We start from the raw sequence: 10625 nt of genomic DNA, 5'->3' as shown, positions 1-10625 counted from the left end.
GGGCCTGTCGATGACGCGACGGAATCGGTCGGGCCTGTCGATGACGCGACGGAATCGGTCGGGCCTGTCGACGACGCGACCGAGCACCCCGACGATGAGCTGCCGCCGGCCGGACAGATGGTGCCAGCCCGGTTCTGGCGGTTGCCCGACCCGCCGGCGGCCACTCTCACGCCTTCGGCGGCGAGCGAGCCGATCACCCAGGCGCACCCGGCCCGGGGCGCGACGCTACTGCCACCGGTTGCCGAACCGCCGCCGCTCGGCTCGATGAGGTCGCCGATGCCTGAATCGGCGGTGCGGTCGCTGTCCGATCCGACGGTGCCGGTCCGGATTCCGGTGCCGGCCGAGCCGCCGAAGGGGACACCGTCCCGGCGGAACCTGCGGGCGGGCCTCGTGGCGGCGGCGTTCGTCGCGATCGTGGCAGTGGCCAGTGGCGCCGCGGCGCAGATCGGCAATGCTGGCGGCTCGGGGGCCGAAGTGGCGCAGTCAGATTCACCGGCTGCCTCCGTACCGGCGTGGACGCCGGAGATCGCGACGCCCTACGCCAGCGTATCCGCGACCGGACCGGGCGTCGGGGCGGAATCAGCCCCGGTGACCGTCCCGTCGACAGTTGCCGTCGGCCGGACAGAGTCGGCGCCCCGGCCGACGACCGCCGGCCCGCCAACGCCCACCCGGACGACGGCCCCAGCTCCGGTGCCGGTCCGGACGACTGCTCCTGCACCGGTGCCGCAGCCAGTCACCGGGCGGACCAATTCCAGCGGCCGCAACCTTGCACTCGGCGTCGCCGTGACCGCCTCCAGTGCGGAGGGTAGAAACTGGGGGCCGGCGCTCGCTGTCGACGGTGACCGGAGTACCCGGTGGGCAAGTACCTGGCAGGACCCGCAGTGGATCCGGGTCGACCTCGGCGAGAACTGGGTCGTCAACGAGGTGCGTCTGGCCTGGGAGTCCGCCCACGCGACCAGCTACCGGGTGGAAGTGTCGCGCGACGGCGTGAACTGGACGACGGTGTTCGGCACCAGCAGCGGTACCGGTGGCACCGTGGTCGTCGAGGTGCCATCGGTGGTCGCCCGTCATGTGCGGATGTACGGCACCTCCCGGTCGGGCACTTACGGCTATTCGTTGTACGAGTTCGAGGTGCGGTGACCGGCGATTCTGGACGACCGGGTCGTCGGTGACAACACGCATATGAGTCGACAACAGAGAGTCGAGTGGAAACCGGTATGACACATCCGCGTCACCCGACCAGGGCAAAGATGGTCGGTATGGACGACCTGTCTCGACGCTGTCGATCTCCGTCGGCTACCTTGTCCCGAGGATGGGCGGCGACAAGTCTGGCGAGGTAGGACGGATCTCCGGAGTGACCGAGGTGGCGGATGCCGGTACCGCGGAACCAGGGCGGCCGTTAACGGATGACGATGCACTGCGAGAGCTCTACGAAACCCAGGCACAGCCGCTGTTGGGCTACGTCGTGCGGCTCACCAACGGTGATCGGCACCGTGCCGAGGACATCCTCCAGGAGACGCTGCTGCGTGCGTGGCGGCATCCCGAAGCCCGGTCCGATGACGGCCGGTGGCGTCGGCAGTGGCTGTTCACTGTGGCCAGGAACCTCACCATCGACTACCTGCGGACGGCCCGACAGACACAGCCGGTGGACGAACGGGCGGACCCGGACAACCGCGTCGACCGGATGCTCGACGCAGCTGAGGTGCGAGCGGCGGTCGCGTCGCTTCCCGACCGGCTGCGTGGCGTCCTGATCGAGGTCTACCTCCGGGACCGATCGGGTGCGGAGGCGGCCGAGGCGTTGGGCATCCCCGTTGGTACGGTCAAGTCACGCCTCTTCCATGCATTGCGGGCCCTCCGCCAGGAGTTGAACGACCGGGGCTTCCATCTCGAGTGAACCGCTGGGCCCGTAGCCCCGTCGTGTGGGTGTAGGCCTTGGCCGTACGTACCGAAAGCGCGTCGTCCACCAGGCGGTGCATGGATACACGTTTGTTCGTGTCACCTAGTCTTGACGCGGGCAGACAGGTCGATGAGGTGTCGATGCAATGCGTTGAGCCGGGACTGGGCTCAGGTCAGACGGGACGGATGCGACGTGGGTGAGACGACCTGCCGCGACCCGGACATGGTTGTGCTGCTGGGTTTCTACGTGGTCGACAAGCTCGACGCAGTTGAACGCGGCGTGTTGGAGCGGCACCTGTCCCAGTGCGCGCTGTGCCGGGCGGAGCGCGACATGCTCGGTCCGGTTGTGCCTGCCCTGCGACTCCTGCGCGAGGCCGAGATCCAGGACCTGGTCACGGAGTTCGCCGCTCCGGCCTCGGCCCCGCCAGCGGCCCTGCCCCCGACCCCGGAGGCAGCCTCAGCGCCGACGGTGACGTCGACCCCGACCGGATCAGGCGCGGATCGGCCGCCGCAGCGTCCGGCGAGGCCGGGTGCCCCGCCGGGGCCGGGCCGGGGCCGGCTCAAGCGCCACCGGCGTCGCCGGCAACTGGCAGTCAGCCTGCTGGCGATGGTAGCGGTCGCCGGGGTCGTCACCGCCGTGGCCGTTCAACGCCCGGCCCCGACCGCGCCAGCCCCGGTCGGTATCGCGGTGAGCGGCGACACCGTCGACGGTGTCGCCATGTCCGTCGAGATCGCCGGGCAGACGGCACAGGTCACCCTGACCGGCATGCGCGATGGCGTGCGATACGAGTTGTACGCGGTGACCGGGGACGGCAAGACGGTGCGGTTTGCCGAGTGGACCGGCACCGGGGGCAATCAGGACGTGGTCGGGGACCTGCCCGTACCGGCTGGTGAGGTCGCCTTCTTCAGTGTGCGTCAGGCGGACGGGGCGGTCGTCGCGACGGTGGGGGTCTCCCCGCCGACGGCGGTCACCTCGGTGCGCTGAGTCCCGGCGCAGTCCTTGGCGGGCCGGTGGAGATCTGCCGACGGTGCCCGGCTGGTCATCTACGAATGCCACGGCGGAGCCATCCAGCAGTGGCGGCGCGGCTGACCGGCCAACCCTGATCAGCACCCCGACGGGTGCTGATCAGGAAACCCGACCGGGCGGGCAGACACCGGGTCCGGTCGGGTGCGGCGCAGGCCACGGGTCAACGACAGCGTGGCGACCAGCGACAACCCGGCCAGCACGGCCACCGCCAGGTGCGTCGTCAGCTGATCGGCGATCGTCCCGGCCAGGACCGCGCAGACCGCCTGCCAAGCGTCGGTCGGGGCGGGAGGTGCTCTACTGGCGTACGCCGCTCGGCGTGGCGCTGGCCGACCCCGATGCGGGTGTCGCCAGTGGAATGGGATCATTACGGCATGGACATCTACGAGGACGCCCGGACCGTTTCCCGGGCTGACCTGGCCGCCTGGCTACGGCAGTTGGCGAGCCAGCTGGAGAGCAGCGGGCAGGTCTTCTACGGAGCCGGTGGCGCGATCACCGTCGCCGACAAGGTGAAGTGCGAACTGGAGATCGAGCAGGAGGATGACGACGAATTCTCGGTCGAGATCGAGTTTTCCTGGGTGAACCCGAAGCCGGCCGCCCCGGCAGCCGAGCCGGCGGCTGACGCCTCGGAAGCGGCCGAGGAAAGCGACGCGTCGGGCGAGTGAATCACCGCCGCGGGACACAACGTACCGCGGCGGTCATCACCCGTGTCTCGCGGCGCGGCAGCAGCCCCAGCGCTCGCCATGGCCGAGGCCCTCGCGGGCCGGCCGGTCGATGAGGAGCTGCTGGGAGCGGGTGCGTTGCCGTGGCCCTATCTTGGGAGGCGGGTACGCGTCAGGAGAGGACAGAAAAATGGGCATCTACGACATTCCGCTGCAGACTCTGGCCGGTGAGTCAGGCTCGCTGGGGGACTTCGCCGGCAAGGCGGTGCTGGTGGTCAACGTGGCGTCGAAGTGTGGGCTCACCCCGCAGTACGCCGGCCTCGAACGGCTGCACGAGCAGTACGCCGACCGTGGCTTCTCGGTGGTCGGCTTCCCGTGCAACCAGTTCGGCGGCCAGGAGCCGGGCAGTGCCGAGGAGATCCAGGAGTTCTGCTCGGCGACGTACGGCGTGACGTTTCCGATGTTCGCCAAGATCGACGTGAACGGGTCTGGCCGGCACCCGGTCTACGCCGAACTCGTCACCGCGACCGACGCCGATGGCGAGGCCGGCGACGTCCAGTGGAACTTCGAGAAGTTCCTGATCGCGCCCGACGGCCAGGTTGTCGGGCGGTTCCGGCCCCGGGTCACGCCGGAGGACGACACGCTGGTCGCCGCGATCGAGAAGCAGCTGCCCCGGTAGGCACCGACCCGGCGGTCGAACCGTGACCCGCCCTGCCGTCAACGCTGGTTGAAGGTCTGCTTGGGGTGACCGACGCAGTCCCAGATCATCAACGGCGAGCCGACCCCGTGACCGTCGACGTCCAGGCACTTGCCGGTCAGCGGGTTGACCAGGGTGCCGCTCCTGCCCTGCCAGCTCTGCCACCGCTGGGCCGGGTTGCCGCTGCAGTACGCCACCTGCGCCGCGGTGCCGTTGTCACTGACACCCCAGGCGACATCCATGCAGAGACCGTTGGCGCGGATGGTGCCGTCACCGCGGAACTCCCACCACTGGGACTTGTTCTCGGCGCAGCGCTGCAGAGTGAGCCGGGTCCCGTCGGTGCCGACACCGACGCTGACGCACAGCCCGGTCTCCTGGCCGACCAGCTGCCGGGCGTTCGACGGCCGGACCACCGCTGGCGGTGCTGGCGGCGCTGGCGGTGGGGTGGTTCGCGGCGGTGCCGGCGGTGCCGTGGTCCGTGTTGGCGCTGGCGGGGTGCTGCGGGCCGGCGGGGTGGACGGCGATCCGGGGGTCGGTGAGCTGGCGGGAGCAGCGGGTGGGGACGGCGACGGTGATCCTGAGGGGGCCGGCGAGGGTGATCCCGACGGGGTCGGTGCCGGGGTCGCGTCGGTCAGCCGGTTGTCCGCCGCGTAGAACTCGGTGAACCGCCGCGCCGTCGCCAACAACGTCTCGGTCTCCTCGTCGAGAGTGCCGTTCGTCCCGCGTACGGCGTCGATGCCGGCGTGGTACGCGGCGAACGCCAGCGGGTACGCGTCGTCGTCGGCATCGGCGAACTCGTCGACCAGCGTGCACATCGCGTCACCCAGCGCCGCGATGGCGGCTTCCGGCGCCAACGCGGAGGTGTCGGTCGGCCCGAACCGCTGCCACAGCTCGGGGCGGAACTGTGCGATGCCCTGCCGGTCGTACTCGCCGATCAGTTCGGCGTCGAATCCGGACAACGCCATGAGCTGGGCGGCGACGGCAGGGGCGGTGACGGCCGGGCAGACCGACCCGGCCGCGACGATCAGTTCGACGTACTGGTCGGGGATGGCCGTAGGCTCGCGGATGACATCGCCCGGCAGGCCGTCGCCGGACTCGGTGAACTGCGGCAACTTCCCGTAGTACGCGGCGTAGCCGCCGGTCCGTTCGACGTACGTCAGCGCCTGGTCGGGCACCCCACCGGTGCCGGTCACCTCCTCCAACTCGAGGTGGTACGCGGCGAGCGACAACTGCCACGGATCTCCCGGCACCTCGGCGACCCGCAGCTGGCCGCTGAAGTAGCACATCTGGTGGGCCATCGCGAGCACGTTGGCGCCCGGGTCGGTGCGTTCCGCCCCTACCCATGGAGTCCACGCCAGCCAGCCCTCGTCGCTGAGTCCAGCGACGCCCTGCCCACCGGAGGCGGTGCTGAGGGCACCCGGGTCGAGGCCGGACTCGGCCATCAGCTGGCCGGCGATGCGGGCCGGGGTGAGCATCGGGCAGGACTCGGCCGCGGTCAGGATGATCGCCAGCTGCTCTGCGGGCACCGGGTTGCCGGTCAGGTCGTCGTCCCGGGCCGACGCCACCCCGAATCCGATCGTCGCGGCCACCGTCGACAGCAACGCGAAACCGGCGATGACGCCGGCCGTGGTGCGTCGAGGGAGCTGGTTCAACCGGTGCTGGATTGACCACGAGCGGGGTAACACGATCCACCACCGTTTCGGCGCATCCGACAAAGGCGATCCGACCAAATCAGATCGACTCGACAGGTGTTTCGTCAAGATCTGGAGCGAAAACTATCGACTTCCCTGGGAATTTCCGTCCGTACCGTCGGGGTGGTCGTCACCGGCCAGTGCGGACCGCAGCCGGTCCTTCTCGGCCCGGCGGCGTTCGGCGACGCCGGCGATCTGCTGGGCCATGTCGTCGCGCCAACCGCGCAACAGGAAGAACGACAGCGCAGCAGAGAAGATCACTGCGATCATCAGCTTCAGGAAGATGTTGAGGTCGATCGGCCAGAGGGCCAGCACGACTACCACGAACAGCCCGATCCGGCCGAGTGTGTACTTCACCGCAGGACTCATGCTCTGCTCATCCGTCTCATCCGTCTCATCCGGTCCGGTTGTCCAGCCACCGCACACCATGGAACCAGACCGTGGCGTACACCAGCGCGAAGGCTGCCGCGCCGATTCCGCCGCCGGCCAGCGGTGGCAGGTCGACGGCGATCCCGGCGGCCAGCAGCCCGGAGGCGATGCCGACCCCGGCGGCGACCGCCGCAGCGACGAATCGGGCGGGGCCGCCGTGCCAGGCCCGAAAGTCCTCGGCGAACAGCCACGCCGGCAGGATCACCGCCAGCCAGCCGTTCGACCGGCCGATCCGGCCGGCACCGATGAAACTGAACACGCCGTCGAAGAGGAGCAGCACGAGCAGGCCGATCACCAGGCCAGCGACGACCACGCCGATCAGGTCCGCCAGCACGACGACCCGACCTGCGGCGTCGCGGCGCGGCCGACTGTCGCTCTTCGATTCAGTCATGACCCAAAGAGGGTACGCCCCTTGCGCCGTGGTGCCGAACGGGTAACCGGCCGAGCTGGTGGCGTGCGTGTTCGGGGGCTCATTCGATGTTCAGCGGCTGACCCGGCTCGGTCGGCGGCCGGATCGTCACCTCCTGGGCGGTGGGACCCACCCGCAGCCCGGCCTCGGTGAACCTGTCCAGCACCCGGCGGGTGACCTGGTCCCGCACCTGCCGGGCGCTGCGGACCGGCACGACGAACCTGGCCGACAGCTCGACGCAGTGTGGCGTGGCCTTGACGAACACTCTCGGGTCGACCTCCGCCTCGGACACTGGATAGCGGTGGCGCATCTGCGCGATGGCCTGCTGCGCCTGGCTGGTGGCCGAGATTGACTCTGCCTCCTCGCGCATGATTCGCTCCGCGAGGTGCCAGTCGTGCTGGTAGCCAATCGGCAGGGTGAGCTCCTCCCACAGGTGGTCGATGATGGTGCTGCTGTTGTAGACCGGGGTGGTCAGCACGAACCGGTTGGACAGCGACACCACCCGTCCGGTGTACTGCCGTCCCCGGATCCACGCGTCCGGGTCCACCGCCGATCCGCTCTCCAGGATCCTGGTCCGCAGCGGGGTGATGTCCAGGACGTCCCCGCGTACGTCGCACATCTGGATCCGGTCGCCGACCCGGTACTGCCCGCCGGTGAGGATGCTGATCCAGCCGGCGAACGCACCGATGACCTCCTGCATGGCCAGGGCCAGCCCGGCAGCGAGTAGTCCGACGACGAGACCGAGTCGGCCGGCGAACGGCCGCCAGAGTACGGCGAGCGCGACGAGCAGTACCACCACCGCCAGGTAGTGAACAGCCTTCCGCAGGAAGTACCGGTTGTGGGTGTCCTGCACCCGGATCGTGAGCAGCCGGCCGCCGGCTATCGCCACGATGACCGCCCCGACGAGCAGCGCACCGCTGGTGATCAGCCGGCTACCGACGCTTCCGGTGTCCCGCACCGCGTCCAGGAGCGCCTCCACGACTCACCGCTGCTGGGTGTTGGCCTCGGTGGCCGGGTGGCTTTGGCTTTGTCGTTGGCGGATGGCCGCGCGGTGCTCCGGCCGGGCCACGGTGACGAGATCCGCCAGGATGGAGTCGATCAGCTTTGTGATCCTGGGTTGTCCGCTGGCGGTCCTTCGGATGTCGTCGATGGACGTCGCGAGGTGGCTGTCGAAAGACTGTCGCCGGACGTGGACCAGAATCTGGTCGCCGTCACCGCGGACGATGCTGGGCCGGTCCGGTCTTCCTGCAAGCCGGCGGAGCAGATCGTGTGACTCCTGTATGGCGCGGACCGCAGTGGTGGTGTCGTTGATCCCCGGAGACAGCGAGCGCTCGGCGATGTCGGCGAGCTGCCGCAGCCCGAACCCCACATCCTGCCCTGGTCCGCGTTCGATGCCGGTGTCGACGGCCTGCGCGGCCCGTGTCGCGTCGATCGGTCTTGGTGGGATGTCATCGAGAGAATGCACGGTGAGCAGCGGAACTCCCTCGACGACGAAGTCGCCGGGTATCGGGGTCACCGCGATCGCGCAGCCATGCTGTCGGGCCAGCGCGGCGAGCAGGTCGAGGTTGACGCTGACGACGATGCCAGCGGCGGGTGCGGGCACCACCGCGACGACTGGACCGAGGGCCGGCTGGCCGCCCGAGTCGGAGGTGTCTGCCGACCAGCGTCGGATGTCGCCCCGGGTTTGCACGCCGATCGCGGCAATCATGTGCGACACCCGCATCAGGGTGGTCATGTGTTGGAGGTAGTAGATGAACATCCCGGTGCTACCGAGCACCAGGACCATCGAGATGGCCAGGGACAGGGCCGGCAGCTGGGCGTCGGACCGGTTTGGCAGTGCTGCCAGAACGACCATCGCGAAGAGGAACGTCGCGACGAACGTGCCGAGCGTGGCCTGGCTGACCCGGTCCTGTAGGAAGTTGCGGAGCACGCGCGGGGTGTACTGGCTGGAGGTGAGCTGTACCGCGATCACGGTGATGGAGAAGACCAGCGCCGTGAACGAGATCATGGCAGTGATGATCGACGACAGCAGCGATCTGGCCCCCGCCGGGTTGTTGGGCAGAAGCCCTTTCAACAGCAGGTCCAAGTGCAGGTCCGACGTGGCGAGCAGGATCGCGGCCACCAACGCACCGATCGCGCAGACGGCCGGTATCAGCCAGAAGCTGTCCCACAGGCCGTGCAGGCGCGACGAGGCGGTACGCGACTGGCTCATGCCGCCGGCGTTCCCCGACGGGCACCGTTCACACCTGGCGACTGCTCGCCGATCCGGTAATTGATGTTCTTTGTTGGCTAGGCCCAGATCTGTTGGGGTTCGGCCCGCCGGTCGGCCAGCGACGGCGGTCGGTCGTACTCGCGTACCACCTGGTAGCGGGTGTCCCGCTCGACGGGCTGGAAGCCGGCGTCCCAGATCAGGTGCAGCAGGTCGTCGCGGTGCATCGTGTTCGGCGTGCCGTAGGAGTCCGCGTCGTGAGTGATCTTGTACTCGACCACCGAACCGTCCAGGTCGTCGACGCCGAAGTTGAGCGACAGCTGCGCCACCGACAGCCCGTGCATCACCCAGAAGCACTTGACGTGCGGCACGTTGTCGAACAGCAGCCGGGACACGGCGAACGTCTTCAGCGACTCGGCCGGTGCCGCCATCGTGGTCCGTTCCTGGATCCGGTTACGGATCTTGCCGTCCGCCGAGTCGACGAAGTCGTGCTGGTAGCGCAGTGGGATGAAGACGGTGAAGCCGCCGGTCTCGTCCTGCAGCTCACGCAGCCGCAGCACGTGGTCCACCCGGTGTCGGGGCTCCTCGATGTGGCCGTAGAGCATCGTCGACGGCGTCCGCAGGCCCTTGCTGTGCGCCAGCCGGTGAATCCGCGACCAGTCCTCCCAGTGGCAGGCGTGGTCGACGATGTGCTGGCGGACCTCCCAGTCGAAGATCTCCGCGCCGCCGCCGGTCAGCGACTCCAGCCCGGCGTCCATCAGCTCGTCGAGGATCTCGTCGGCGGGCAGCCCACTGATCTTCTCGAACCACTGGACCTCGGTCGCGGTGAACGCCTTGAGCTTGACCTTCGGCAGTGCCGCCTTCAGCTCGCGCAGCACCTTCGGGTAGTAGCGCCAGGGCAACGTCGGGTGCAGACCGTTGACGATGTGCAGCTCGGTGAGCTGCTCGTCCTCCATCTCCTTGGCCTTGCGGACCGCTTCGTTGATCCGCATCGTGTATGCGTCCTTCTCACCCGGCTTGCGCTGGAACGAGCAGTACGCGCAGGAGGCGCTGCAGACGTTGGTCAGGTTGAGGTGCCGGTTGACGTTGAACATCACCCGGTCACCGTTGAGCTCGGTCCGCCGGTGGTGCGCCAGCCGGCCGAGCCAGGCCAGGTCGTCACTGGCGTACAGGTCGACCCCGTCGGTGTAGTCCAGCCGTTCCCCGGCGTACACCTTTTCCTCGAGCTCGCGCTTGCGACCAGCGTCCACGTCCGCCACGTCCCTTTCCACCGACTCCCACCGACCCGGTGCGTCGACGACTGTCCCGTCGGCGAGCCTCCAGTCGAGATCCGCCACCGAGCGTACGTCGCGGTGCCGTCGGCCGGCACGCTGGCCGGCCTCATGGCGATCCGGGACACCGCCCGGTCGCCAACCTCTCAGGGTCTCGTTACCTCCAGAATCATCGACATCTTCAGCCCCGTGCGGTAAGACCTGATGAGGGACAGCTGACACCAGGCGACGCGACTCGGTTTCGGGGCAACGGCATCGGGACAAATGCGCCGTACGGGGAGCGGGCGGGCATGGGACGAAGCAGTGGCAGCACGGCGGGCCGACGGCGTGGCCGGGC

The 10625-nt window shown here is 69.1% G+C and carries 12 protein-coding genes; 5 read left to right on the top strand and 7 right to left on the bottom strand.

Annotated features, from left to right (window positions below; translation table 11 throughout):
• The 3 genes from ACFHVL_RS27050 to ACFHVL_RS27040 all read left to right on the top strand — a co-directional run.
• Positions 1 to 1140 (top strand): discoidin domain-containing protein (locus tag ACFHVL_RS27050; RefSeq protein ID WP_416631254.1); only part of this gene is annotated, 1140 nt, incomplete at its 5' end.
• Between the two features lie 172 nt (positions 1141 to 1312).
• Positions 1313 to 1894 (top strand): sigma-70 family RNA polymerase sigma factor, encoded by a 582-nt coding sequence (locus tag ACFHVL_RS27045; protein ID WP_416631253.1) that lies wholly within the window; start codon positions 1313 to 1315, stop codon positions 1892 to 1894.
• A gap of 195 nt (positions 1895 to 2089) precedes the next feature.
• Positions 2090 to 2881, top strand: coding sequence for a hypothetical protein (locus ACFHVL_RS27040; protein WP_416631252.1), 792 nt, complete (start codon positions 2090 to 2092; stop codon positions 2879 to 2881).
• Positions 2882 to 3000: 119 nt separating this feature from the next.
• Here the strand turns inward: ACFHVL_RS27040 and ACFHVL_RS27035 are convergent, their stop codons facing one another.
• Positions 3001 to 3288, bottom strand: a complete 288-nt coding sequence (locus tag ACFHVL_RS27035; protein ID WP_416631251.1) for a hypothetical protein — start codon at positions 3286 to 3288, stop codon at positions 3001 to 3003.
• 6 nt (positions 3289 to 3294) lie between these two features.
• Between ACFHVL_RS27035 and ACFHVL_RS27030 the strand changes: the two genes are divergently transcribed.
• Both ACFHVL_RS27030 and ACFHVL_RS27025 read left to right on the top strand, forming a co-directional pair.
• Complete coding sequence (locus ACFHVL_RS27030) at positions 3295 to 3585, top strand: amphi-Trp domain-containing protein (RefSeq protein ID WP_416631250.1); 291 nt, start codon at positions 3295 to 3297, stop codon at positions 3583 to 3585.
• Between the two features lie 187 nt (positions 3586 to 3772).
• Entirely contained in the window at positions 3773 to 4261 is a 489-nt protein-coding gene (locus tag ACFHVL_RS27025; protein ID WP_416631249.1) for a glutathione peroxidase, read from the top strand.
• A gap of 38 nt (positions 4262 to 4299) precedes the next feature.
• Here the strand turns inward: ACFHVL_RS27025 and ACFHVL_RS27020 are convergent, their stop codons facing one another.
• From ACFHVL_RS27020 to mqnE, 6 genes are all read right to left on the bottom strand, one after another.
• A complete protein-coding gene (locus ACFHVL_RS27020) occupies positions 4300 to 5931 on the bottom strand; it encodes a ricin-type beta-trefoil lectin domain protein (RefSeq protein ID WP_416631248.1) in 1632 nt (543 codons plus the stop codon).
• A gap of 123 nt (positions 5932 to 6054) precedes the next feature.
• Positions 6055 to 6339 (bottom strand): DUF4229 domain-containing protein, encoded by a 285-nt coding sequence (locus ACFHVL_RS27015; RefSeq protein ID WP_416631247.1) that lies wholly within the window; start codon positions 6337 to 6339, stop codon positions 6055 to 6057.
• Between the two features lie 25 nt (positions 6340 to 6364).
• Positions 6365 to 6790, bottom strand: a complete 426-nt coding sequence (locus ACFHVL_RS27010) for a hypothetical protein (protein ID WP_416631246.1) — start codon at positions 6788 to 6790, stop codon at positions 6365 to 6367.
• A gap of 79 nt (positions 6791 to 6869) precedes the next feature.
• The gene (locus ACFHVL_RS27005; protein ID WP_416631245.1) at positions 6870 to 7787 is read right to left on the bottom strand and encodes a mechanosensitive ion channel domain-containing protein; all 918 of its coding nucleotides are present in this window, start codon (positions 7785 to 7787) and stop codon (positions 6870 to 6872) included.
• A gap of 3 nt (positions 7788 to 7790) precedes the next feature.
• Positions 7791 to 9020, bottom strand: coding sequence for a DUF2254 domain-containing protein (locus ACFHVL_RS27000; RefSeq protein ID WP_416631244.1), 1230 nt, complete (start codon positions 9018 to 9020; stop codon positions 7791 to 7793).
• Positions 9021 to 9097: 77 nt separating this feature from the next.
• On the bottom strand, positions 9098 to 10267 hold the full coding sequence (mqnE, locus tag ACFHVL_RS26995) for an aminofutalosine synthase MqnE (protein ID WP_416631257.1): 1170 nt from the start codon (positions 10265 to 10267) through the stop codon (positions 9098 to 9100).
• Positions 10268 to 10625 lie beyond the last annotated feature (358 nt).

It is taken from the genome of Micromonospora sp. LOL_023, assembly GCF_048060115.1.
Classification (GTDB): domain Bacteria; phylum Actinomycetota; class Actinomycetes; order Mycobacteriales; family Micromonosporaceae; genus Micromonospora_E.
This window is presented reverse-complemented; position numbering and strand designations above follow the sequence as displayed.

What these genes read in the sequence shown, in the direction of transcription:
- ACFHVL_RS27045 (WP_416631253.1), top strand. Translation starts at nt 1,313, where the DNA reads ATGGGCGGCGACAAGTCTGGCGAGGTAGGACGGATCTCCGGAGTGACC.
- ACFHVL_RS27035 (WP_416631251.1), bottom strand. Translation starts at nt 3,288, where the DNA reads ATGATCCCATTCCACTGGCGACACCCGCATCGGGGTCGGCCAGCGCCA.
- ACFHVL_RS27030 (WP_416631250.1), top strand. Translation starts at nt 3,295, where the DNA reads ATGGACATCTACGAGGACGCCCGGACCGTTTCCCGGGCTGACCTGGCC.
- ACFHVL_RS27025 (WP_416631249.1), top strand. Translation starts at nt 3,773, where the DNA reads ATGGGCATCTACGACATTCCGCTGCAGACTCTGGCCGGTGAGTCAGGC.
- ACFHVL_RS27015 (WP_416631247.1), bottom strand. Translation starts at nt 6,339, where the DNA reads ATGAGTCCTGCGGTGAAGTACACACTCGGCCGGATCGGGCTGTTCGTG.
- ACFHVL_RS27010 (WP_416631246.1), bottom strand. Translation starts at nt 6,790, where the DNA reads ATGACTGAATCGAAGAGCGACAGTCGGCCGCGCCGCGACGCCGCAGGT.
- ACFHVL_RS27000 (WP_416631244.1), bottom strand. Translation starts at nt 9,020, where the DNA reads ATGAGCCAGTCGCGTACCGCCTCGTCGCGCCTGCACGGCCTGTGGGAC.